Annotated in this window: 25 protein-coding genes; 22 read left to right on the top strand and 3 right to left on the bottom strand. The window is 52.6% G+C overall.

Annotation, left to right across the window (positions count from 1 at the left end; translation table 11 throughout):
- The first annotated feature begins 178 nt into the window (after positions 1–178).
- The 12 genes from tet(32) to DWV16_RS11265 all read left to right on the top strand — a co-directional run bounded on the left by tet(32) (position 179) and on the right by DWV16_RS11265 (position 10855).
- Complete coding sequence (tet(32), locus tag DWV16_RS11325) at positions 179–2098, top strand: tetracycline resistance ribosomal protection protein Tet(32) (RefSeq protein ID WP_002602099.1); 1920 nt, start codon at positions 179–181, stop codon at positions 2096–2098.
- An 81-nt stretch (positions 2099–2179) separates the two neighbouring features.
- Positions 2180–2524 (top strand): helix-turn-helix domain-containing protein, encoded by a 345-nt coding sequence (locus DWV16_RS11320; protein ID WP_002602098.1) that lies wholly within the window; start codon positions 2180–2182, stop codon positions 2522–2524.
- Positions 2525–2847: 323 nt separating this feature from the next.
- On the top strand, positions 2848–3615 hold the full coding sequence (locus DWV16_RS11315; protein WP_002602097.1) for a class I SAM-dependent methyltransferase: 768 nt from the start codon (positions 2848–2850) through the stop codon (positions 3613–3615).
- Between the two features lie 204 nt (positions 3616–3819).
- A complete protein-coding gene (locus DWV16_RS11310) occupies positions 3820–4266 on the top strand; it encodes an RNA polymerase sigma factor (protein ID WP_002602096.1) in 447 nt (148 codons plus the stop codon).
- On the top strand, positions 4256–4459 hold the full coding sequence (locus tag DWV16_RS11305) for a helix-turn-helix domain-containing protein (protein ID WP_002602095.1): 204 nt from the start codon (positions 4256–4258) through the stop codon (positions 4457–4459). Before DWV16_RS11310 ends, DWV16_RS11305 begins: the two co-directional genes overlap by 11 nt.
- Positions 4460–4992: 533 nt before the next feature.
- Positions 4993–5391, top strand: a complete 399-nt coding sequence (locus tag DWV16_RS11300) for a plasmid mobilization relaxosome protein MobC (RefSeq protein ID WP_002602094.1) — start codon at positions 4993–4995, stop codon at positions 5389–5391.
- Positions 5363–6985, top strand: coding sequence for a relaxase/mobilization nuclease domain-containing protein (locus DWV16_RS11295; RefSeq protein ID WP_002602093.1), 1623 nt, complete (start codon positions 5363–5365; stop codon positions 6983–6985). Before DWV16_RS11300 ends, DWV16_RS11295 begins: the two co-directional genes overlap by 29 nt.
- A 186-nt stretch (positions 6986–7171) precedes the next feature.
- Positions 7172–7363, top strand: coding sequence for a hypothetical protein (locus tag DWV16_RS11285; RefSeq protein ID WP_006058351.1), 192 nt, complete (start codon positions 7172–7174; stop codon positions 7361–7363).
- A complete protein-coding gene (locus DWV16_RS11280) occupies positions 7353–8111 on the top strand; it encodes a phage replisome organizer N-terminal domain-containing protein (RefSeq protein WP_002605636.1) in 759 nt (252 codons plus the stop codon). Before DWV16_RS11285 ends, DWV16_RS11280 begins: the two co-directional genes overlap by 11 nt.
- Positions 8108–8965 carry an ATP-binding protein gene (locus DWV16_RS11275; RefSeq protein ID WP_002605635.1) on the top strand — a complete coding sequence of 286 codons (858 nt, stop codon included), beginning with the start codon at positions 8108–8110 and terminating at the stop codon, positions 8963–8965. Before DWV16_RS11280 ends, DWV16_RS11275 begins: the two co-directional genes overlap by 4 nt.
- A complete protein-coding gene (locus DWV16_RS11270; protein ID WP_002605634.1) occupies positions 8962–9144 on the top strand; it encodes a transposon-encoded TnpW family protein in 183 nt (60 codons plus the stop codon). Before DWV16_RS11275 ends, DWV16_RS11270 begins: the two co-directional genes overlap by 4 nt.
- Before the next feature lie 100 nt (positions 9145–9244).
- Complete coding sequence (locus DWV16_RS11265) at positions 9245–10855, top strand: recombinase family protein (RefSeq protein WP_002605633.1); 1611 nt, start codon at positions 9245–9247, stop codon at positions 10853–10855.
- Positions 10856–11008: 153 nt separating this feature from the next.
- On the opposite strand, the gene DWV16_RS11255 is transcribed toward DWV16_RS11265, so the two are convergent.
- Both DWV16_RS11255 and DWV16_RS11250 read right to left on the bottom strand, forming a co-directional pair.
- Positions 11009–11884 (bottom strand): sugar phosphate isomerase/epimerase, encoded by an 876-nt coding sequence (locus DWV16_RS11255; protein WP_118479324.1) that lies wholly within the window; start codon positions 11882–11884, stop codon positions 11009–11011.
- 135 nt (positions 11885–12019) lie between these two features.
- On the bottom strand, positions 12020–12790 hold the full coding sequence (locus DWV16_RS11250; RefSeq protein ID WP_118479322.1) for a DeoR/GlpR family DNA-binding transcription regulator: 771 nt from the start codon (positions 12788–12790) through the stop codon (positions 12020–12022).
- A 214-nt stretch (positions 12791–13004) separates the two neighbouring features.
- On the opposite strand from DWV16_RS11250, the gene DWV16_RS11245 reads away from it, so the two are divergent.
- From DWV16_RS11245 to DWV16_RS11220, 6 genes are read left to right on the top strand one after another with little or no spacing between them, the layout of a single operon-like run.
- Positions 13005–13895 (top strand): sugar phosphate isomerase/epimerase, encoded by an 891-nt coding sequence (locus DWV16_RS11245; protein WP_066454198.1) that lies wholly within the window; start codon positions 13005–13007, stop codon positions 13893–13895.
- A 33-nt stretch (positions 13896–13928) separates the two neighbouring features.
- Complete coding sequence (locus DWV16_RS11240) at positions 13929–14747, top strand: class I fructose-bisphosphate aldolase (RefSeq protein WP_066454201.1); 819 nt, start codon at positions 13929–13931, stop codon at positions 14745–14747.
- 15 nt (positions 14748–14762) lie between these two features.
- The gene (locus DWV16_RS11235; protein ID WP_118479318.1) at positions 14763–16268 is read left to right on the top strand and encodes an FGGY-family carbohydrate kinase; all 1506 of its coding nucleotides are present in this window, start codon (positions 14763–14765) and stop codon (positions 16266–16268) included.
- A 38-nt stretch (positions 16269–16306) separates the two neighbouring features.
- Positions 16307–17461: a hypothetical protein gene (locus DWV16_RS11230; RefSeq protein ID WP_118479316.1), complete on the top strand. Its 1155-nt coding sequence runs from the start codon at positions 16307–16309 to the stop codon at positions 17459–17461.
- Positions 17462–17500: 39 nt separating this feature from the next.
- The gene (gene proC, locus DWV16_RS11225) at positions 17501–18301 is read left to right on the top strand and encodes a pyrroline-5-carboxylate reductase (RefSeq protein ID WP_118479314.1); all 801 of its coding nucleotides are present in this window, start codon (positions 17501–17503) and stop codon (positions 18299–18301) included.
- Between the two features lie 47 nt (positions 18302–18348).
- Positions 18349–19080 (top strand): aspartate/glutamate racemase family protein, encoded by a 732-nt coding sequence (locus DWV16_RS11220; protein ID WP_118479312.1) that lies wholly within the window; start codon positions 18349–18351, stop codon positions 19078–19080.
- Between the two features lie 69 nt (positions 19081–19149).
- On the opposite strand, the gene DWV16_RS11215 is transcribed toward DWV16_RS11220, so the two are convergent.
- The gene (locus DWV16_RS11215; RefSeq protein WP_147349456.1) at positions 19150–20025 is read right to left on the bottom strand and encodes a sugar phosphate isomerase/epimerase; all 876 of its coding nucleotides are present in this window, start codon (positions 20023–20025) and stop codon (positions 19150–19152) included.
- A gap of 511 nt (positions 20026–20536) precedes the next feature.
- On the opposite strand from DWV16_RS11215, the gene DWV16_RS11210 reads away from it, so the two are divergent.
- The 4 genes from DWV16_RS11210 (at position 20537) to DWV16_RS11195 (ending at position 24603) form a co-directional block, all read left to right on the top strand.
- The gene (locus tag DWV16_RS11210; protein ID WP_066454215.1) at positions 20537–21541 is read left to right on the top strand and encodes a LacI family DNA-binding transcriptional regulator; all 1005 of its coding nucleotides are present in this window, start codon (positions 20537–20539) and stop codon (positions 21539–21541) included.
- 80 nt (positions 21542–21621) lie between these two features.
- Complete coding sequence (locus DWV16_RS11205; protein ID WP_118479306.1) at positions 21622–22653, top strand: zinc-dependent alcohol dehydrogenase family protein; 1032 nt, start codon at positions 21622–21624, stop codon at positions 22651–22653.
- An 18-nt stretch (positions 22654–22671) separates the two neighbouring features.
- Positions 22672–23757, top strand: a complete 1086-nt coding sequence (locus DWV16_RS11200) for a M42 family metallopeptidase (RefSeq protein ID WP_118479304.1) — start codon at positions 22672–22674, stop codon at positions 23755–23757.
- 30 nt (positions 23758–23787) lie between these two features.
- On the top strand, positions 23788–24603 hold the full coding sequence (locus DWV16_RS11195; protein ID WP_118479302.1) for a BtpA/SgcQ family protein: 816 nt from the start codon (positions 23788–23790) through the stop codon (positions 24601–24603).
- The last annotated feature ends 4 nt before the right edge of the window (positions 24604–24607 follow it).

Here is a 24607-nt window from a genome sequence, read left to right as displayed (position 1 = left end):
TTGTACCCAATTTAAGAATACTTTTGCCTTATCAATTTTGACATACACATATACAGCAATCACAAACAGGTGTATGCTGTATATGTGTATGTCCGCAAATTATAATCCCCAGTGGTAAAAGTATTTTACTGCTGGGGATTTTTATGCCCTTTTGGGGCTGTAAAAGGAGGACAATCACATGAAAATAATCAATATTGGAATTCTCGCCCATGTAGACGCAGGAAAAACAACATTGACGGAAAGCCTGCTGTACACCAGTGGAGCGATTGCGGAACAAGGAAACGTGGATAAAGGAACTACAAGAACAGACACTATGATTTTGGAACGGCAGCGCGGAATTACCATTCAGACAGCGGTTACTTCTTTTTGCTGGAATGATTATAAAATCAATATCGTGGACACTCCCGGTCATATGGATTTTTTAACCGAAGCATACCGCTCTTTATCTGTCCTTGACGGAGCTGTTTTAGTCATTTCGGCAAAAGACGGCGTACAGGCACAAACCCGTATATTATTCCATGCGCTTCAGAAAATGGACATTCCGACAATTATCTTTATAAATAAGATAGACCAAAATGGGATCGACCTGCGGCGTGTTTACCAAAGCATTAAAGATAAACTTACCAGTGATATGATTGTCATGCAGGAGGTTTCCCTGTCGCCAAAGATAACCATGACCGATATTTCTGATTTGGACAAATGGGATATGATTATTTCCGGAAGCGATGAACTATTAGAACGATATGTTGCAGAGGATTCTTTGGATATACAGGAATTACAATATGAAAAGTGCAAAAGAACCAGATGCTGCTCTTTGTTTCCTGTTTATCATGGGAGTGCAAAAGACAATTTAGGAACAGAAAAACTGATTGAAGCGATTACAGAAACTTTCATTACAGAAACAGACGATATTCAGTCTGAATTATGTGGATATGTTTTTAAGGTTGAGTATACAGAGCGGAAAAAACGGCTTTCTTATTTACGCCTGTATCATGGGACGCTCCATTTACGGGATACCCTGCTGCTGTCAAAAAAGGAAAAAATAAAGATTACAGAAATGTGTATTCCGTCAAATGGTGAAATCGTCCCGGTTGACCATGCCTGTCCGGGAGAAATTGTTATTTTAGCTGATGATACTTTGAAACTGAACGACATTCTGGGAAATGAAAAACTCCTGCCTCACAAAACACGGATTGATAATCCCATGCCATTACTTCGGACAACGGTAGAGCCGCAAAAGCCGGAGCAAAGGGAAGCCCTGTTAAATGCCCTCACAGAGATTGCTGATACAGACCCTCTTTTGCATTTTGACATTGATACTGTTACACATGAGATTATATTATCTTTTTTGGGAAAAGTACAGTTAGAAGTTATTTGTTCGCTATTAGAAGAAAAATATCATGTGGGCGTGGCTATGAAAGAGCCTTCGGTTATTTATCTGGAAAGACCGCAAAAAAAAGCGAGCTACACGATTCATATTGAAGTGCCGCCGAATCCGTTTTGGGCATCTATTGGTTTGACTGTAACACCGCTTCCTGTTGGAAGCGGAACACAATATAAAAGCGAGGTATCTCTCGGCTATTTAAACCAAAGTTTTCAAAATGCCGTCATGGAGGGTGTGCGTTATGGAATGGAGCAGGGCTTATATGGCTGGGGAGTGACAGACTGCCAAATTTGTTTTGATTATGGAGTTTATTACAGCCCGGTCAGCACCCCCGCTGATTTTCGTTTTCTTGCGCCTGTCGTGTTGGAGCAGGCATTGAAAAAAGCAGGAACACAACTGTTGGAACCATACCTTTCCTTTACCCTTTTTGCACCGCAGGAATATCTTTCACGGGCTTATAATGACGCACCAAAGTATTGCGCAATCATTGAATCAACCAGACTTGAAAAAGATGAAGTTATTTTTAAGGGGGAAATCCCTGCCCGTTGTATTGGTGAATATAGAAATGATTTGAATTTTTATACAAATGGAAGAAGTGTCTGCATTACAGAATTAAAAGGGTATCAGGAAACTTCCGGCGAGCCTGTGTTTCAGCCACGCCGCCCGAACAGCCGTTTAGACAAGATCCGGCATATGTTTCAGAAGATAATGTAACATCTTGCGCAATGCAAACGTTCATTGCTGGCTATTGCGAAATATCATTGATAAAATCAGCATCAGAGAGGAGGAACCATTTTGAACCAGAAACAGACGGATATTACAACAGGAAAGCAAATACGTCATCTGCGAACACAATCGGGAATGACACAGGAAGAACTGGCTGGGAAATTGAATGTTACCCGGCAGGCGCTATCGAATTGGGAGAGAGATGTTAATGAACCCGATTTAAATACGTTGAAAAAAATTTGTTTTCTTTTTGGAGTCCACATGGACGATTTTGCGAAGGAGGTAATAACAAAAATGGAAACATGTGAAAAAAAGAGAAACGACAATTTAATAAGTATGATATGGCAATTGGACTTTTTTATGGTGTCGGGATATTTCTTGGCATTGGTATTTTCTTTGTTGGCGGTTTTATGACAATGTCGGGTGCAGGGTGGGGAGCATCACTATTTGGCGGTGGCTGTTTTTCTCTTGTATTTGGCTTGATATGCCATGCAGTTATTACATTGAGAAGAAATGACAAATGATGACATATCCTGCTTTCTAGTCTTTTCGGTCATATCGCGTAAAAAAGCCGCTGCTTTTGGCTTTCCAATAGCGGCGGCAAAGGGAAATATCCTTTGAATACCTTACAGAAGAAAAGTTTTGCAGCATTATAAAAATAAAAGCCTATACCATTTTGGAAAGAAAAGATACATAATAGTCAAGACGGCAACAATCAGAAGTTATGGAGGGTAACAATGGAATATAGTAAGGAAGATTTAATGGAAGCAAAAAGGCAAATTTTGGGAGTGGGAGAGAACATGGGAACAGAGGAAAGCAAAAAGATCTGGGAGAAAAACGCACAATTTTGGGATGATGCAATGGGTGACGAATCCAATGAATTTCACAGAGAGGTAGTACGTCCCAAAGTAACGGAACTTCTCTCTCCTGATCCTTCGGATTACATTTTGGATATTGCGTGCGGCAATGGAAATTATTCTTCGTATCTTGCACAGAGAGGCGCTTCGGTCGTCGCTTTTGATTACAGCAAAAAAATGATAGAATTGGCTAAAAGACGGCGATCACAATATGCAAAACAAATTGAGTTTTGCGTAGCGGATGCGACCAATAGAGAAAGCTTATTAGGATTAAAAAGAAATCGAGCCTTTACGAAAGCAGTTTCTAATATGGCAATTATGGATATTACGGATATTGAACCGCTTTTTATGGCTGTTTATGAACTATTGGAGGAAAACGGGATTTTTGTCTTTGCAACGCAGCACCCTTGTTTTATCACATTGACTGAAAAATATATGACACCGCACAGTTACTATGATATAGCGATCGAAGGGCAGCCGGAGGAGCAGATTTATTATCATCGTTCCATACAAGATATTTTTAACCTTTGTTTCAGAGCTGGATTTGTCATTGATGGATTTTATGAAGAATGTTTCAAAAACAATAAAGAAATTCCTATGGTAATGATAGTAAGGCTTAAAAAGGTAAAACGTGATAGCTTAAAATAAATTCAAGTTTGCCGGATAAATAGCAAACCCGGCCGAGCCAGTCAACGGTCAAGATGAACGGGCTTCGCCCGCCGTTGACAGCCCCGCCCGGTTTTGCAGTTAGGCAGTCAAGGAGCGACAGCCTAAAGTGCTGCCGCCCCTTACTATCATAAAAAGCAACTACTAACCAGCCACAGCCCTTTTGGGAGGAAAGGGGGATTTTCCATGACCTGTACAGAAGAATATCGGGAACATATCGAGTACACTTTCCATGCCTTTTGCAAAGTCGTTATCCGAAATGCAACGATCAACGCAGCGAGGACACGGAGCAGGAAGCACAAAAGAGAAATATCCCTTGAATACCTCACAGACGAAAAGCACTACCCTTTAGGCACGACAGATGAATATTTCCAAGCCCCGGAGCCGGACGAGGAATACATACTTACCCTTTGCGGCGATACGGTCATTTTCAGCAGCGGTTTACTTGCGGAAGCCCTGTCACGGCTGGACGAACGGGAGCGGGAAATGATTTACCTGTCCTTTTTCAAGCGTATTCCACAGCACGAAATTGGCAGACAGTACGGGCGCAGCCGCAGCACAGCGGGCTACCATATCCGAAAAGCCCTACGGCAGCTCCAAGCGGAAATGGAGGGAATGGCATATGAGAAATAATAGGCTTCTCCCCTATGAAACAATCGTCCAAGCCGCCAGCGGGGAGCCGGAAGCGGTGGGAACTGTATTGCAGTATTACCGCCGCCGCATACAATGTGCCGCCCGTGTGAATGGACGGGTAGACCAAGATACAGAGGACTACATCACCCAGACGCTTCTCACAGCTATTTTCAAGTTCCGCTTTGGGAGATAGCCCTACCGCCTACAACTGAATAACCGCCGCTTCGCCGGCAACCAGAAAGCAGTAAATCTATTCAACAGATTTGCTGCTTTTTTTCGTTCCTGTTTGGCATTTTTGAAAATCCCCAGTATGAAAAAACAAAAGGGAAAATAGCCGCCGCAGTTGGCAAAATCCCTTACTTATCCGTAGAGGGTATCAAAGAAAAAAATACTGCCATTGTCCGCCTATTCCGGCTTGCGTGGTGTTGTAGGGAATAGAGGGGAAATTCTAAAAATCTCCGTCCATTTTGCTTTGCGTGGTGTTGTAGGTAGTGAAAGGAAAATTTTCAAGATAAGCCGGAATAGCGGGTAGCAAAGCCCTTTTGAAACGTTTTGTTAGCGGAAAGGACGGGAGCCGGGGAACGCCGGAGTTTTTCAGAGCAAGATTCTACCGAGGTGCCAAAATTCGCTCTCCGCTTATTTTTGCCCCTGCGGGAATCTTGTTGGGGAGTGCCTTCCCCAAACCCTGCTATGCGCCCTGTCGGGCGAGAAAGGAGGTCACAGACCATGCGAAAGAAATACAATACGCCCCACCGCCGTCATGTGGTAAAGACCCGCATGACCGATGAAGAATACGCCGACTTCACCGGGCGGCTGGCGGCTTATGAAATCAGCCAGTCCGAGTTTATCCGGCAAGCCATACGGAAAGCGACCATACGCCCCATTGTCACCGTTTCCCCGGTCAATGACGGGCTGCTTGCCGCCCTCTCCAAGCTCACGGCAGAGTACGGGAAAATCGGCGGCAACTTAAACCAGATTGCCCGGAGCCTGAACGAATACGGAAGCCCCTACCGGGGGCTGGAAAAGGAAGTGCGGGGAGCCGCCGCCGACCTTGCCGCCTTGAAGTTTGAAGTCTTGCAGAAAGTAGGTGAAGCCGTTGGCGATACTCAAACATATCAGCTCTAAAAATGCCAACTACGGGGACGCTGAAAAATACCTCACATTCGAGCATGACGAGTTTACCATGAAGCCCACCCTTGACGCAGACGGGCGGCTCATACCGAGGGTAGACTACCGCATATCCTCTCTGAATTGTGGCGGGGAGGATTTTGCCGTTGCCTGTATGCGCTCCAATCTCCGCTACGGCAAGAACCAGAAACGGGAGGACGTAAAGAGCCACCACTACATCATCAGCTTTGACCCACGGGACGGCCCGGACAACGGCTTGACCGTTGATCGGGCGCAGGAGCTGGGCGAGAAGTTCTGCGCCGAGCATTTCCCCGGACACCAGGCCCTTGTCTGCACCCACCCGGACGGACACAGCCACACCGAAAATATCCATGTGCATATCGTCATTAACAGTCTGCGGATTGCGGAGGTTCCCATGCTGCCCCACATGGACAGGCCAGCGGACAGGAAAGCAGGCTGCAAGCACCGCTGTACGGACGCAGCTATGAACTATCTGAAAGCCGAAGTCATGGAGATGTGCCACAGCGAGGGGCTTTACCAGATAGACCTTTTGAACGGCAGCAAAGAACGCATTACCGAGCGTGAGTATTGGGCGCAGAAGAAAGGACAGGCTGCCCTTGACAGAGCCAACGCCCCTATTGCTGCGGACGGTATCGCGCCCCGGCAGACCAAGTTTGAAACGGATAAGGCGAAGCTGCGCCGGACTATCCGGGAAGCCCTTGCCGCTGCTTCCGGCTTTGATGAGTTTGCCGCCCTGCTTCTCCGGCATGGTGTGACCGTCAAGGAGAGCCGGGGGCGGCTAAGTTACCTCACGCCGGACAGGACGAAGCCAATTACCGCCCGGAAGCTGGGGGACGATTTTGACCGGGCTGCTGTCCTCTCCGTTTTGGAGCAGAACGCCGCCAGAGCCGCCGAAAAACCCGCAGCCATAGCGGAATACCCCGGCAGTATCAAAGACCGCTTACGGACGAAAAAAGAAGCGAAAAACGCCCCGAACAATGACGCTGTACAGCGCATGGTAGACATAGCCGCCAAGCGAGCCGAGGGGAAAGGACGGGGCTATGAGAAGTGGGCGACCATGCACAACCTCAAACAGATGTCGGCTACCCTCATGCTCTACCAGCAGTATGGCTTTTCTTCCCCGGACGAGCTGGACGCTGCCATTTCCGCAGCCAACACCGCCACGCAGGAGAGCCTTGCCGGACTGAAAGGGCTGGAAGCCGCTATCCGGGAGAAAAAGGAATTGCAGCGCAACCTTTTGGGCTATATCGGCACGAAGCCCGCCCGTGACGGTCTGAAAGCGCAGAAATCGGAGAAAGCCCGGAGAGCCTACCGGGAACAGCACGAAAGCGATTTTATCATAGCGGACACAGCCGCCCGTTATTTCCGGGAGCATGGAATAACCAAGCTGCCAGCCAGCAAAGCCCTGCAAAGGGAGATTGAGCAGCTTACCGTCCAGAAGAACGCCGGATATAACGACTACCGGGAGAAACGCCAGCGGGCGCAGGAGCTTCAGACAGTCAGACGCAATATCGACCAGATTTTAAGGGGCGCACCGAGCCAGCAGAAAAAGCGTGAACAGGAGCGTTAAAGACCGCCCCGAAATGATACCGAAACCCTACAAAAATACAGGTATGATATGAACCCTTACCGCAATACTCCCCGACTTCCAAACGGGGCTTACAGGGCAGAAAAAGCCCGAAAATGATACCGAGAACATACAGAAAATGCCCCCTATCCCGCTACACCGATAGGAACGGCAGAAAGGAGCTTACCATTGCCGAGAATGAGCAAGAAGCGGCGGCTGGAATGGTCTTTCTTCCTCAACCACCGCAACCGTATCACTTACAACGACCTATGCCGGGGCTGCACCCGTGACTGCAAACAGAGCTTCCGGGCGGTTATCATACTATGCCCTCGCTATTATTCCAAACGCTGGAAAAAGGAGGACGCAGCCTATGGCAGATAACCGCAAATATTACTACCTCAAGCTGAAAGAGAGCTATTTTGACGATGATGCAATCGTTCTGCTGGAAAGTATGCAGGACGGCGTTATCTATTCCAACATTCTCTTGAAGCTGTACTTGAAATCGCTGAAAAACGGCGGGAAATTGCAGCTTGACGAGAATATCCCCTACACCGCCCAGATGATTGCGACCATTACCCGCCAGCAGGTAGGTACCGTAGAGAGAGCTTTGAAAATCTTTATGAAGCTGGGGCTTGTGGAGCCTTTGCCAAGCGGCGCACTCTACATGAGCAACATTGAGCTTTTAATCGGCCAGTCCTCTACCGAGGGGGAGCGCAAGCGCAGGGCGCGGCTGGCTTTGCAGGAACAAAAAGCCCTGCCGCAGACAGGGGCGGACAAATGTCCACCATATCGAGCGGACATTTGTCCACCAGAGATAGAGATAGAGAAAGAGATAGATATAGAAATAGAAAAAGAGAGAGAGTTAGAAACGGGACACCCCGCCCCCGCCGCCTATGGCAGATACCACAATGTCATTCTTTCCGATACGGAGCTTGACGGGCTGAAAACAGAGCTTCCCGGCAAGTGGGAGTATTACATTGACCGCCTATCCTGCCATATCGCTTCCAGCGGGAGGAAATACAAGAGCCATGCAGCCACGATTTTCAAGTGGGCGCAGGAGGACGCAGCCAAGAAAGCCCCGAAAAAGGGCATACCCGATTATACCTGTAAGGAGGGCGAGAGCTTATGACGAATGGATTTGATGAAATGATTTTGAATATGACCGACACCACGCCGGAGCCGGAGGACTACACCGGCGAGGACGGGCTTTTATACTGCGGGAAGTGCCACAAGCCCAAAGAGGGCTATTTCCCCAAAGAAACCGCCGCATGGCTGGGGCGTGACCGCCACCCGGCAGAATGTGACTGCCAGCGGGCAGAGCGTGAGGAACGGGAAGCCGCAGAGAAACAGCGCAGTCACCTTGAAACTGTCGAGCGGTTGAAGCGGCGGGGCTTTACAGACCCGGCTATGCAGGGCTGGACGTTTGAGAACGACAACGGCAAGTGCCCGCAAATGGAACACGCCCATTTCTATGTGGAGAACTGGGAAACCATGAAAGAGCGCAACATTGGCTATCTGCTATGGGGCGGCGTTGGCACAGGCAAGAGCTATTTTGCGGGCTGTATCGCAAATGCCCTTATGGAGCGTGAAATCCCCGTGTGCATGACAAACTTTGCATTGATATTGGGTGACCTTGCCGCCAGCTTTGAGGGCAGGAATGAATATATCTCCCGACTTTGCAGCTTCCCGCTGCTTATCCTTGACGATTTTGGAATGGAACGGGGAACGGAATACGGCTTAGAGCAGGTCTACAACGTGATTGACAGCCGTTACCGCAGCGGCAGGCCGCTGATCGTCACGACTAATCTCACGCTGGAGGACTTGCAGCACCCGGAGGACACCGCCCACGCCCGCATTTATGACCGTCTGATTGAAATGTGTTCTCCTGTCCGCTTTACCGGGAGCAACTTCCGAAAAGCCACGGCGCAGGAGAAAATGGGACAACTGAAAAAGCTGATGAACAGAAAGGAGAGCCGCCTATGACCAACACCCCAAAGAATGACCGCAGCACCCGCCGCCCGGATTGCGTGACGGAAATCCGCATAGGTAATTCTGTCCTTGTCGTTTCCGGCTATTTCAAGCAGGACACCACCGCCACCGCCGCCGATAAAATGCTGAAAGTGCTGGAAGCGGAAGCTGCTACACAAAAATCGGCAATTTGACGGGACGTAAAGAAGCAGAAAGGACTGTACAGCCAGCCCCGGCGTGTGGTATGATAGTCATACGGAATAGTGGGGCTGGCTGTCGGAAATGGAGGACACTATGTTAAGACAGACCACCCGAAACCTTATTACCGCCCTTTATCCGAGATTATCCCACGAGGACGAGCTGCAAGGTGAGAGCAATTCTATTTCAAACCAGAAGCGTATTCTTGAAACCTATGCGAAGCAGAACGGCTTTTCCAATCTGCAATGGTACACAGATGACGGTTATTCTGGGGCGAACTTCCAAAGACCCGGTTTTCAAGCCATGCTTGCGGACATTGAAGCCGGAAAAGTCGGCACCGTTATCGTCAAGGATATGTCACGGTTAGGGCGAAACTATCTGCAAGTGGGAATGTATACGGAAATGATTTTCCCACAGAAAGGCGTCCGCTTTATCGCTATCAATGACGGAGTGGACAGCGCACAGGGCGACAATGATTTTGCCCCTCTGCGGAACATTTTTAACGAATGGCTGGTGAGAGATACGAGCAAGAAAATCAAAGCAGTAAAACGGTCTAAGGGTATGAGCGGGAAGCCCGTCACGAGCAAACCCGTATACGGCTACTTTATGGACGAGGACGAAAATTTTATCATTGACGGGGAAGCCGCCCCTGTTGTGCGGCAGATTTACAGCTTGTGCCTTGCCGGGAACGGGCCGACCAAGATAGCCCGTATGCTCACAGAGCAGGAGATCCCCACGCCGGGAACGCTGGAATACCGTCGGACGGGAAGCACCCGCCGCTACCACCCCGGCTATGAGTGCAAGTGGGCGACCAATACCGTGGTACATATCCTTGAAAACAGGGAGTACACGGGCTGTCTGGTAAACTTCAAGACGGAGAAGCCGTCCTACAAGACCAAGCACAGCGTAGAGAACCCCATTGAGAAACAGGCGATTTTCGAGAACCACCATGAGCCTATCATTGACACCCAGATGTGGGAGCGTGTGCAGGAGTTACGCAAGCAGCGCAAACGCCCGAACCGCTATGATGAAGTGGGCTTATTCTCCGGCATACTCTTTTGTGCCGACTGCGGCAGCGTCCTTTACCAGCAGCGTTACCAGAACGCCACCCGCAAGCAGGATTGTTATATCTGCGGGAGCTACAAGAAGCGTACCCGTGACTGTACGGCGCACTTTATCCGCACCGACCTGTTGACCGCCGGAGTGACCGACAATCTGCGGAAAGTCACCAGCTATGCAGCGAAGCACGAAGCCCGGTTTATGAAGCTGCTGATCGAGCAGAACGAGGACGGGGGCAAGCGCAGGAACGCCGCAAGGAAAAAGGAGCTGGAAGCCGCCGAGAAGCGTATCAGCGAGTTATCCGCTATCTTCAAGCGGCTGTATGAGGACAGCGTGACCGGGCGCATTTCAGACGAGCGTTTCACGGAGCTGTCGGCAGACTATGAAGCCGAGCAGAAAGAACTGAAAGAGAGAGCCGCCGCTATCCGGGCAGAGCTTTCCAAAGCGCAGGAAGCCACGGTAAACGCAGAAAAGTTTATGAATGTTGTCCGCAAGTACACCAGCTTTGAAGAACTTACCCCTACCCTTTTGCGTGAGTTTGTGGAGAAAATCGTTGTGCATGAGTGCAGCTATGACGAGAACGGCACACGCAGACAGGACATTGATATTTATTACTCTTTCGTTGGCAAGGTAGACCTGCCCGAATGACCGCCCGACCTATCCGGCGCAATGCGCAAACGCCGGATAGGAACGGCAAAATTTTTTACACTTCTACTACTTCTTTATCACACATCAGCAAAAGCAGCCGGCTTCTTTTCTAGGCATGGAAGATATCGAAATTTGAAGTCGATCGAAATGTTCTTATACGAAAAGCCCTTTGACAAAACGCAGCGAGTCGGCCGCATCTTCAGCGAGCTGTTCGTCGCTTGCCCCGTCGGAAAGGTCATGAAATAGATAGAGTGTATCGCCCACTTCACAGTTGCTCAGGACGAAGGGCTCCATCACAAGATCTCCCTGGTACCCGATCTCTTTGAGCGCGTCCGCGCCCTCCCGCCACGGCAGGCGTCCTTTGCCCGGAAGCTTGCGGTTGGCCTCCCCAATGTGCATGTGCCCCAAGTGTTTTCCAGCGGTGCGGATTGCGCCGGCCAATGAATCCTCTTCGATGTTCATGTGGAAGGTGTCCAGCAGGATCTTAACGTTTGGACGGCCCACCTCCTGTACATAACGGACTGCTTCGGCGGCGGTGTTGAGGAGAAAGTGCTCGTAGCGGGTTACGACCTCGAGCATGAGCTCGATGCCGTATTGCGCGGCGGCATCAGCCATCTCGCGCATGCTTTTTACGCTTTGTGCCCATGCCGCAGGCTTGTTCACCGGTTGTGAATAGTCGTACATCCAGTAGCCGAAATAAACACCGCACATCTTTTTGACCCCTGCTTTCTGCATGGCGGGCAGGAAGCTTTTGAGGCGCTGGACGCCATTTTTCCGGATCGATTCGTCCTCTGAAGCGGCGTTATGCGCTTTTCCCATGCCGCCGCCGGCGGTGAGGGCAATCCCGTGTTCTTCGCACAGGCGGCGCAGGGTTTCGAGCTGATCATCCGACATGGCGGCAAGGTCGGTGGTGCCGACCTCGAGCGTCTCGAATCCGAGCCGGGCCACCTTGGGAATTGCGTCGCGATAGGTTTCAAAACCGCCGTCCCAGCTGTGCTGGAAATAAGAATAACAGATACCGAACTTCATGACAGATACCTCCTCATTTATTATTTTAGGGCTTCATGGGCTTCATGGGCTTCATTTTGGACACATCTTATCAAAGCGGCGCCCGCTCAAGGCGTCACTTTTCAGTTGATTCTCATAATACCGTTTTAAAGATGGCTATTTGCAGCTTACAAAGGTGACGTGATGCGCCTCCAGCGCATCCTGAAAATCCTGATCAACCGGCCGGTCCACGATGACATAGTCGAGCAGGCCGAGTTCCCCCACCACATGGATCATGCTCTTTCCGACTTTGGTGGTGTCAGACATGAAAAAGCGCACGTCGGAGTTTAAAAGCATCTTCCTGCGGATGGCGGCGTTATTCTCGTTATAGTCGGTGAGCCCGCTTGCAGTGCTGATTCCCGAGCAGCTGATAAACGCTTTCTTGGCATGAAATTGATCCAGGAACTTCTGCGTAACGGTGGAAGAAAAGTCCCTGGACGAATGGTTCATCGTGCCGCCCAGCAGGATCAGGTCGATTTGGGAACAGCCGGTCAATTCCTCTATGATGGCAAGGCAGTTGGTGATGACGGTTACACGCCTGTTGGATGACTTGAGCTCGGTTGCGAGATGGAGCACGGAAGTGCTGTTGTCCAGCATCAAAACGTCGTCGTCCTTGATGTAATCCATGCAGCGTTTGGCCACCCGGGTTTTTTCCTCGGTACACATATTTCTGCGGGTATCCACGGGGACGTCTCCGCCGTTGGTGGGGGTACGCAGATAGGCGCCGCCATGAACCCTCCAGATGACCTCCTGCGCTTCCAGCTTATCCAGGTCGCGGCGGATGGTCTCCTCTGTGACATCCAGTTCCCGGCTCAAATCACCTACCGTGACGACGTTCCGCTGATGGAGCGCATCGATGATGCATTGCTGGCGTTCTACAGCAATCACGGCAATCTCCTCCTGATCTTTGTAAGATTATTTTATTTTCTGTTTTATTTTTTGAAAAAACAGTTTCTTGAGACTAAGAATACGTCATAACAACCTATTTGTCAAGCTGTATTTTGTGAATTTCTTTATTTATCTTTATTTTTTAAGTTTTTATATTGACAAACAAATATTTAGGGTCTATATTAAAGAAAAAACAACAAAAAGGAGGAGCACAATGAAGTTCGGTATTTACCACGTCTATTGGGGCAGGCAGTGGAACGATCCGTTTGAAGTGACCTGTGAAAAATGCAGGAAAGCTTCCCGGATGGGGTTTGACGTCCTGGAGGTTAACGCCGTCGACCTGGCTGCGCTCGATGCGGCAAAGCTCGCGGACCTTCGCTCGCTGGCATCCGACTGCGGCATCCGCCTGACCGCGGGCAGCGGCCTCACGCCGCAGCGCAATGTCGCTTCGGAAAATCCGGAGATCCGCCGCGCGGGCATCGAATATTTAAAGCGCACCTTTGAATGTCTCGACCGCGCGGGCGTCCATAAACTGGCAGGGATGATGTACAGCTGCTGGCCGGAGACGGCCGTGCGCAAGGGAACCACCAAAGAAGCTCACCGGGAACGCAGCATCCTGAGCCTGCGGGAGATCGCGGACGCGGCCGCGGATCACGGCGTGCAGCTGATGCTGGAGGTGGCGAACCGGTTCGAATGCTTCCTGCTCAACACCTCAGAAGAGGCTACCGCATATGTGAAGGAGGTCGGCAAGCAAAATGTCTTTGTCATGCTGGACTCCTTCCATATGAATATCGAAGAGGATCACATCGGAGACGCGATCCGCACGGCAGGCAGATATCTGGGCCACCTGCACATCGGTGAATCCAACCGAAAGGTGCCGGGCAAGGGCCACATCCCATGGAAGGAAATCGGCCAGGGGCTGCGGGACATCGATTTTTCGGGCGATGTGGTCATGGAGCCGTTCGTGCTGCACAACTGCCCGGTGGGCGACGACATCGGCGTCTGGCGCGATCTTTCGGACGGCGCGGACGAGGCGCGGCTCGACAGCGACCTGGAAGAGTCACTGCGTTTTCTGAAAAAAGAGTTTGGCGTTTCATCCTTATAATAGGAAGCAATACATAGATTGGAGCGAAAAAACATGGAGCAGAAATATGTCAAACCGACTTTGAGCAGGATTTTAAAGCCCGATGGCAAGGTGGTCATGATCGCGCTGGATCACGCGCGGATGAACGGCCTTGTCAATGGGCTCCACGATCAGAAACGGGTCATTGAAGCGGTGATCGAAGGCGGCGCGGACGCCATCATGACCTCCTATGGAAACATCAAGAATTTTGGATACCTGATGAATGGGAAAGTGAGCAAAATCCTGCGGCTGGACACCGGCGCGAGCCGTTTCACCGAGCCGTGGGAGAGCTACACCGAATGGCACCAGGTATTCACAGTGGAGGATGCGCTGCGGCTTGGCGCGGACGGCGTGATCACCTATTCGTTCCCCGGCCTGCCGGTGGACGGCCCGACCCTGGCGGCCATCGGCCGCGTTGCGGCACAGGCCGATAAATACTGTATTCCCAGCATCGCGGAGATGCACGCCTGCAAGGCGGAGCATGTAGCGGATCCGTATTCAGCGGAGGTGGTCGCGTCCGAATCCCGGATCGCTTCGGAATTTGGCGCGGATATGGTCAAAACCGACTACACTGGGGATAAAGAGAGCTTTAAGCTGGTGACCTCCTGCTGCCCGGTCCCGGTCATCATCGCGGGCGGGGACAAAGCCGCAACGCCGCGCGATACGCTTCAGATCATGCGCGACGCGATGGACGCGGGCGCGGCGGGCCCGGTTTTTGGCCGGCAGATCTGGCAGGATGAACACATCGTTGCAATGACCCGCGCGATCGTGGCCATCGTCCATGGTGACGCCTCGGTCGATGAGGCGATGGAGGTCTACAGGCAGAATCAATAAAGGAGGGGCAGTCAAATGCGGACATTCATTAGCGTCGATGTCGGCACGACCAATACCAAGGCTTCCCTGGTGAATGAAGCAGGGAAAGTCCTGGCGCAGCATGCGGTCATGCATGTGATGAAGACAACGGTTTCAGGCTGGTCCGAGCACGATATGGAACAGAACTGGTGGGGAGACGGGGTGGAATGCATCCGCCGCGTGCTGGCCGAATCCGCCATCGATCCCGCCTCAGTCCAGTCGGTCATGCTGAGCGGCATGTCGCCGTCCATCGGGATCACCGACGAAAATGGAAAACCCCTGCGGATGGGGATTACCCAGTCGGACATCCGCAGACCGAAAGGCAGGCTCGAGGATTTTGGACTGACGCCGTGGGATCACGTGGGGGTCAACACCTATCTGCTGCCGCACCTTCTCTGGGTGAAAGAGAACGAACCGGAGGTGTTTGCAGGCATCCGTAAGGTGTTCTTTGCCCACAGCTATCTCTGCTACCGGCTGACCGGGCATTACTGCATCGACTTCAACACCTCCTGCTGGATGACCCCGCTCTTTGACCGGGAGAAACGCTGCTATGTGCGCGAGGCATTCGATGCGATGGGACTTGACAAGTGCGAGATGCCGGAGGTGTACTCACCGCTTGAGATCGCGGGCAGCCTCACCGACGAGGCCGCCGCCGCCACCGGCCTTACCAAGGCGACCCGCGTGCTGGTCGGCACCGGCGACTTCTATCTCTCCCAGATGGCTTCCGGACTGCGCAACGCGGGCGACGCGGTGCTCTATTTCGGAACGGTCGGAACGCTGCTGGCCTGCGCGGAACCGGCGGTCAGCTTCCTTACGAAGCCCTCGCAGGTTGGCCGCAAGGGCGACCCGGTGCTCATGGGGCCGATCTTCCCGGTCAGCGGGGTGCTGCTCGAATGGTTCAGCGAAAACTTTGCCAAGCAGGAGTGCGAAGAAGCGAAAACCGCGGGCATGAGCCCGCTGCAGTATCTGGATAAGCAGGCGGAGAAAATCCCCATCGGGTCGAACAAGCTCATCTTCCTGCCGCACCTGAACGGCGAACGCACCCCGGACAACGACCCTTTCGCACGCGGCGTGCTCTACGGGCTCGACCTCAACCACAAGGTGCCCCATGTCTACCGTGCGATCATGGAGTCCTTCTGCCTGTCGGTGCGGCACGCGCTTGAGGGCATGGAGGCGGAGGGGAAAATGATTCCGGTCAAAAAGCTGGCTGTCGGCGGAGGAGGAGCCAAGAGCCCGCTCTGGCGCCAGATGACCAGCGACTGTCTGGGTGTGCCGCAATCCTACGTGTCGGGTGCGGACGAAACATTTGCGGGCGCATATGTGGCCGCTATGGCCGTGGGGATTTTTGAAAATGAGGAAGCCTTCTACCGGGACTGGCTCAGCAATGCGATTGAGACAACTCCGATCCCGGAAAACGTCGCGCAGTATAACCATGTCTACGAGGTATATAAGAACACTTATCACGCGCTCAAAGGCTCCTATTCCAAGCTGCAGTCGTTTTAACAGTACGAAAGAAGAAAGAAAAGAGGAGGGCACTGATCATGACAAAAGGTATGTCCTGGAAAAACTTCCACATTGGCAAGGTTCTGTTTCTGGGCGGCGCTTACTGTGCGCTTTCCGCGGGCTCCGGCTTCGGCAGCGGCCAGGAATTGACGCAGTATTTCGTCGTACACGGACCGTCCAGCCTGATTGGACTATGGATCACCCAGATCATCACACTGCTGTTCGGCGTGATGCTGATTATGGATACCCGCAAATATGGCCTCAAATCACTGGATGACGTTTACCAGCATTATTGCGGCAAGGTGATCGGCAAGATCGTCTGGGTATTCAACATCGCCTATCTGCTCGGTATGGCGGCGGTTATGATCGCCGGCGCCGGCGCGAACTTCGCCCAGTATTTTAATATGGACAGTACCATCCCGGGCCGCATCCTGATGAGCATTGTGGTCTTTATTACCTGTCTGCTCGGCCTTAAAAAGCTGCTCAACGTCAACGGTGTGCTTGGCCCGATCATTATCGCGTTCGTGCTGCTCATCTCGGTCCTGTCGCTGGTTTTCCCGTCGGACGGCATTGCCCTGGGCGCGGAGTTCATCAGCAAAGCCCACGGCCTGGCGGTCAGCGAGAATCCCTTCATCAGCAACCTGCTTTATACCACCATGTGTATCCTGTTCCAGGCGCCCTATTGGCACGGCTGTGCTGCCAATGACCCGAACACCACCGAGGACACAGTCGGCAGCTGCGTCATCGGCAGTCTGGTCTTTATCAGCGTGCAGACCGTTTCCGTACTCGCCATGATCGCGAACGCCTCCACCCTCAACGGCGTGCAGGTCCCGAACCTTGCGCTCGGCCAGAGGTTCAGCCCGATCATTGCGGCATTGTTTGGCCTCATCCTGATGTTCGCGATCTACACCACAACCATTCCGATGGTCTGGTCGTTTACCAACGCGTTCGCGGAGGAAAAGACCAAGAAGTATAACATCATAATCGCCGGCGTGGTTGTCGTCTCCTTTATCATCAGCGGTTTCGGTGCGTTCGACGCGCTGCTGAACATCGTGCTCGGCGCATGCGGCTACTTTGCGGTGCTGTATGTATTCCCGTTCCTCTATACCCGCTTCATCCGCAAATCGGTTGTGCCGGATGTGGTTCCGGAACTGGTTTCCGCAAAACTGATGAAGGAAAGCGCCAGCAAATAAAGTGCTGGCGATACCAGATAGAATGAATTAGGAGCGTTTATTGTGAAAAAGATTGGATTTATCGGCTGCGGCAACATGGGCGGCGCGATCTTGGGCGGCATCCTGAAGAGCGGCCTCTTCAAACCGGAGGAGGTCGCCGCCTCCGACGCCTTTGAAACTGCGGCAAACGCCGTCCGGGAACAGTTTTCGGTGGATGCCTGCACCGAAAACCGTGCTGTGGCGGAGAATTCGGAAATTGTACTGCTTTCGGTCAAACCGCAGTTTTACGCTGCGGTAATCGCGGAGATCCGCGATCTCATCCGGGAGGATCAGGTCGTTGTGACCATCGCGCCGGGCTGGACGCTGAAACGTTTGGAGGAAGCTTTCGGCAGGCCTGTCAAGCTTGTCCGCTGCATGCCGAATACCCCGGCGCTGGTGGGCGCTGGTGTGACGGCCTACTGCCAAAATACACTGGTGGAAAAAGGGGAGCTAGACCGGGTTGTCAGGGTTCTTGAGAGCTTTGGTCAGGCGGAACCGATCCCGGAGAACCTGTTCGATATGGAAGCCGCGCTGTGTGGCTCCTCCCCGGCGTATGTCTACATGATGATCGAAGCGATGGCCGACGCGGCAGTTCACGGCGGCATCGCCCGCGCGCAGGCCTACCGCATGGCAGCGCAGGCGCTCATCGGCAGTGCCAGGATGGTTCTGGAAACCGGACGGCATCCGGGAGACCTGAAGGATATGGTCTGCTCGCCGGGCGGCTCTACCATCGAAGCGGTGCGCGTGCTGGAGGAGAAAGGACTGCGCAGCAGCCTTTTCGAGGCGATGCTCGCCTGCGCGGACAAATGCAGCAAACTTTGAAACAGGAATTGTGAGACTGTCGTCCGGCAGCCTTGGGAGGAGTCTTTATGAGCAACATCGTAACCGGAAAGAAGAATATCTACGGCTTCAAAATCGGCGTCATCATGCTGGATATGCAGTTTCCGCGTATCCCCGGCGACGTCGGCAATGCCCACACCTGGAATTATCCGGTGCTTTACCGGGTGGTGAAGGACGCGCTGCCCAACAAGATCGCGGAGGACATCACCGATGAAGACTTGGCGCCGTTCCTCAATGCGGCCAGGGAACTGGAAGCGCAGGGTGTTTCCGCCATTGCGCTCGGATGCGGGTTTCTGTCGATCTTCCATGCGCGTATCAAAACTGCTGTGAAAATTCCGGTGATCCCGTCGGCGCTCGCGCTGCTGCCGCTTATCTACCGAATGCTTCCGCCAGAGAAAATCGTGGGCGTCATGACCGCCGATGCCACAGGGCTGATGCCCGCACATTTCAAAGCGAGCGGCGCGCAGGATGTCCCTGTGGCGATCATTGGGATGGAGGAGGAACGGGAGTTCTATACCTCGGTGATGCAGAATAAACCCCAGATGGATATCGATCTGTGCAGAGAGGAGCATAAGCGGGTCGCGCAAAAACTGTTACGGAAGAATCCACAGGTGGGAGCAATGTTGTTGGAGTGCACCAACATGCCGGCCTATTCGCAGGCGATCCAGGAGGCCACCGGACTGCCCGTATTCGATATCACAACGCTTATTGATTTTGTACATGGAGCTCTGGAGCGCAAATCATTCCCGCTCGCGCTGTAAAAAGATTCAGAAAAAGGGAGCCCCGCGTTTGGCAAAGACCAAACGCGGGGCTCCCTTTTTTATAGGAATTCAGGTGAACAGTGTTTTTACAAACCGCAGGGAATCCGCCGCATCCTTTGCAAGCTGCGCATCATCCGCGCCGCCGGATAAATCGTGGAACAGGTACATCGTATCCCCCACCTCGCAGCCGCACAGCACGAACGGTTCCATGACAAAATCGCCGCTATAACCGATTTCCCTGAGTGCCCGCGCCATCTCCCGCCACGGCAAAGCGCCGGTTCCAGGCAGTTTGCGGTTGCCTTCACAGATGTGCATGTGGCCCAGGTGTGTTCCGGCTGTACGGATCGCTCCGCCCATTGAGTCCTCCTCGATGTTCATGTGACAGGTGTCAAGCTGGATCTTTACATTTGATCTGCCGACCTCCTCCACATATTGAACGGCCTCCGACGCGGTGTTGATAAGGAAATTCTCATAGCGGTTGACCGGTTCGAGCATAATTGTCACATCGCAATCCCGCGCGGCGTCCGCCATTTCACGCATACAGGCCGCGCTGCGCGACCAGGCCTGGGACTTCTGAACCGGCCTGGAATAATCGTACATCCAATAACTGTAAAGGAGCCCACAGATCTTTTGAATCCCCATTCGGTGCAGGGTCGGGAGGAAGCTCAAAAAGCGCCGTACGCCATTTTCCCGCACCGAAGCGTCGTCCGAGGAGATGTCGTAAGCTTGGCCCATGCCGCCTCCGGCGGTCAGACATACGCCGTGGTCCCGGCCTAGCTTCAAAAGCCGGTCCTGCTGGGATTTGTCCATTCCCATGAGGTCGGTGGTGAGAATCTCCAACAGGTCGAAACCCAGCCCTGCGATTTTGGGGATAACCTTCTCATAAGTTTCAAAGCTGCCGTCCCAGCCGCGCTGAAAATACTGCGAATAGATACCGAATTTCATAAATGTCCCGTCCCTTCCGGTTTTGATGCGCAAAAAACTTCCTGAATAAATCGTAAGGGATAAATATTGGTTTGTCAAGGGAAATTCTGTTTTTTTCTTTATTATTTTTTATTTATATTGTTTTTAAAAAAGGTGCCTCGGATCTTTTGCAAAATCAGTTCCTGCTGTAGAAACGCATTGATATTAGCCTGCCCGATCTCGCATCGTCGAAATAGACAAATTCAGGAAATTACATTTTTATAAGCAGCACAATGCAGAAATTAATTAAGCAGGCAACAAATATTGTCTATCACCGTTACCATTGTCGCTATTGACAAATGAAAAAGTTATTCCTATTATTTATCTTATAAAAATGCCGTGGCAGATCCCTTGAGAACAGGCGGTATAAAAAACATTGCTGAAAAAACGTTCCTATTTTTGGGTAAGAATGCTATTGCATGTAAAAAAAGAAAATGATAACATAAATGTAACAGGTGATAAACCGATTGATCACTCTGCGGGAGGTATACATGTGCCGAAGGTGACACTACAGGACATTGCAGATGAGCTGCAGCTTTCAAAGTCCCTGATTTCCAAAATCATTAACAACAGGGACGTACGGGTCAGCGACGAGGTCCGTAAGAAGGTTCTTGATAAGATCAAAGAATACAACTACGTCCCAAACCGGGTGGCTTCGGCATTGAGCTCCAAGAAGATGAATCTGATCGCCTGCATTGTCACCAACACCAATTACGACTTTTATACGGATCTGGTCTTTTATATTGAACAGGAGGCCTTTCGGCAGGGGTATAACATCATCCTGTGTAACATCGCGGAAAATACAGCGCGGGAAGCAAATTATCTCAAACTGTACCAGTCGGGTCTCATCGATGGGATTCTGGCGTCTTCAAGCGACGGAACCTCCAACAGGGAACTCTATGAACAGATCCATCACGACGGCTTTCCAATTGTGTTTGTGGACCGTTATATTCCGGACACCGGCATCAGCGTGGTGGCCACTGAAAATCGGCAGGGTGCTTACATCCTGACGCAGGAACTCATCCAGAAGGGGCATAAGCGGATCAGCTTTGTCGGATACGATTTTGCAACCAAAACGACCGTCCAGAAAAACCGTTACATGGGGTATGCGCGGGCGATGGAAGAAAACGGTCTGACGCAGCAGCTTCTATATGCGGCGGAGGAAGGCGAACGCTCACTGGAACGCGCGTTGCAGGAGGACCGGCCGACGGCGCTGGTAATGATTTCATCCTGGCAGATTCCGGAAATCCTCAAACTCTGCCGGAAATACGGCATGAAGGTGCCGCGCGACCTCTCGATTGCGACGTTCGACGAATTTCGGCTGCCCTATAATTCCATGAACGACATCCAGACGACCCGTGTGGTGGAAGAACCGTTGATCATCCTCAAGCAGGATGTCCAGGCGCTGGCGCGCGCGGCAGTGGATGTTCTGATCGATCAGATCAATGGTGTTTCCAAAGAGGAGATCCATAAATTTATTCCTCCCTATTTTGAATAAAATCTTTCGCGTCCTTGTGGGCGCAAAATTTTTTTCGTTGATCAACCGGTTTATCATAGATCAAAAAAGGAGTGAAGGCCTTGAAGGCGATCGTATTGGAAGCGCCGCGCAGGAGCGTGGCCGTGGCAGACAAACCAATGCCGGAAATTGGACCGGACGAGGTGCTGATCCAGGTGCAGGCATGCGGCATTTGTGCCACCGATTTGAAGATGTTCAAGGGGGAATACAGCGGATGCCTGCCGGTGACGCCGGGACATGAATTTACCGGCAGGGCGGTCAAAGTCGGAGACAAGGTCACAAGAATTAAAGCGGGTGACCGGGTTGTGGCGGACCCGAATGAAAGCTGCGGCGCCTGCGGCGCCTGCCGAACCGCGCATTCCACTTTCTGTGAAACGATGGCGGGTTACGGTGTCTACACCGACGGCGGTCTGGCGGAATATGCGAAGGCCAAAGAGAAGGGGCTCTACCTGGTCCCGGAAAACCTTCCGCCGGAGATTGCCGCTTTTGTCGAACCAATTTCCTGTGCGCTGCACGGTATCGAGCAGGCAGGCATCCGGCAGGGTGACAATGTCGTGATCATTGGCGCTGGCACAATGGGGCAGCTGCTTTTGCAGATGGCACGCAACACCGGCGCGGCAAAGCTCATCCACGTGGACCGCATCGCCTGGAAACTGGAAGTTTCCAAAGCCTACGGCGCCACCGACGTGGTGGATGGAAGCAAAGCGGACCCGATTGAAGCGGTTAAAGCGCTCACCGGCGGGAAGGGCGCGGACGTTGTGATTGAAGCGGTCGGACACCCGTCAGTGCTCGAAATGGCGATGGATATGGTCGCGCAGGGGGGCAGGATCGTGCAGTTTGGGTTCCCTGCGGAAGGCGTGAAGGCACAGATCGAGCCGTTCCAGATCCTGAAAAAGGAATTGACCCTCGTCGGGTCGTGGATCAACCCCTACACCTACGAACGTGCGCTGCACATGCTTTCAAGCGGGAAGCTCAGGGTTGACCATCTGGTGACGCATCTGCTTAAACTTGAGGATTACGAAAAGGCGATCCATCTGATCGAAACACAGCCGCAGGGCTTTATGAAATCGATCATCATGGTACATCCGGAATAGGGAAAAGCGGAGGCGGAAATGAAGATCATGGACAGTTTGCGAGAGCTGATGCTGCTGCCGGCCCCGTCGGGCTATGAAAATGCCGTAGCGCAGAGGATGGCTGAGAGATTTTCTCCTTATGCAGACACCGTTTTTTTTGACCGCGCCGGGAATGTGATTGCGCGGTTCACGGGAAAAAGGACGGATCTGCCGTCGGTCATGGTCTATGCGCATATGGATCAGATCGGTTTTATCATCCGGCAGATCACGGAGGACGGCTACCTGCGGCTGGAACGGCTCGGCGGCGTGCCGGAAAAAGTGCTTCCGGCGCTGCGCCTGCGTTTTTTTACCGATGACGGGCGTTGGGTGCCGGGCGTGATGGGCAGCAAATCCCACCATGTCACCCCGGCGGAGGAAAAGTACCATGCCGATCCAATTGGGTCGCTTTATGCGGATGTCGGAGCCGCAAGCGCGCAAGAAGTTTTTGCAATGGGGCTTGGCGTCGGAAACCCGGGCATTTATGAACCGTCCTTCAGTGAGCTGGGAGGAGTCTGTTTTGGCACATCGGCCGATAACCGGGGCGGCTGCGCGGCACTTTTGCGGTTGGCCGAGCTGCTCGGCAAACAGCGGCCGGAACAGGAGGTTTTCCTGGTTGGCACGGTACAGGAGGAATTCAACCTGCGCGGGGCTATGCTGGCGGCGCGGGTTCTGAAGCCCGATATTGCAATTGCGCTCGACGTGGCGCTGGCCGGGGACACGCCGGATCTTTCCGGCCGCTTCCCGGTGAAGCTTGGCGGAGGTCCGGTGGTATCACTTTATAATTTTCATGGGCGGGGAACCCTCAACGGAACGATCGCGCACCGGGGATTGGCTGACCTTGCAATTCGAGCGGCGAAAGAAGCGGATATTCCGCTGCAGCGGTTTGCTTCAGCCGGGATTCTGACCGACTCCGCCTATGTGCAGCTCGAAAACGAGGGGATTGCCGCGCTCGATCTGGGTTTCCCGGCACGGTATACCCATACGCCGGTCGAGGCCTGCAACCCCGAAGATATAGAACAACTTGCGCGGCTCATCCGGGAAATGCTTGGCGGGATGGATGAAACCTTCCGGCTCCCGCGTTATTAACGACGAAGAGAAAGAAAGGATATCAGAATGATGCAGTGGATCAAAGAAACCTTCGGTACCGACAAACCGATTATTGCGATGTGCCATATCCGGGCGATGCCCGGCGACCCGTATTTCGATGCCGCGGGCGGTATGGAACGGGTGGTGGAGCTTGCGCGGCAGGATCTTTTGAACCTGCAGGACGGCGGCGTGGACGCGGTGATGTTTTCGAACGAATTCAGCCTGCCGTACCTTCTGAAAGTAAAGACCGAAACGGTTGCCTGCATGGCGCGGATCATCGGCGAGCTCAAAAGCGAGATCAGAGTCCCTTACGGGGTGAACGTCCTGTGGGATCCGATCGCTTCGATCGATCTTGCGACGGCCACCGGCGCAAGCTTCATCCGCGAGATCATGACAGGCGTCTACGCGAGCGACTATGGCCTGTGGAACACCCATGTGGGCGAAACGGTGCGTCACAAGATGGAGCTTGGCAACCCGAACCTCAAGCTGCTGTTCAATATTGTGCCGGAGGCGGCCAAATACCTCCAGGAGCGTGAGATCACCGAGGTCGCCCGCTCGACTGTTTTCAACAACCGCCCTGACGCGCTCTGCGTTTCCGGTCTCACGGCGGGTGAAGAGACCGACAGCCAGATCCTTTCACGGGTGAAGAACGCGGTTCCGGATACTGCGGTTTTCTGCAACACCGGATGCCGTCTCGAAAACATCGAACGTCAGCTTTCCATCGCGGACGGCGCGGTGGTCGGCACCACCTTTAAAGTGGATGGGAAATTTGACAACCTCGTGGATCCGGAACGGGTGAAACCGTTCATGGATAAGGTGCGCGAAATCAGGAGCAGACGCGGTTAGGGGG

Origin of the sequence: Anaerotruncus sp. AF02-27 (assembly GCF_003465835.1) — a bacterium.
Classification (GTDB): domain Bacteria; phylum Bacillota; class Clostridia; order Oscillospirales; family Ruminococcaceae; genus Anaerotruncus; species Anaerotruncus rubiinfantis.
This window is presented reverse-complemented; position numbering and strand designations above follow the sequence as displayed.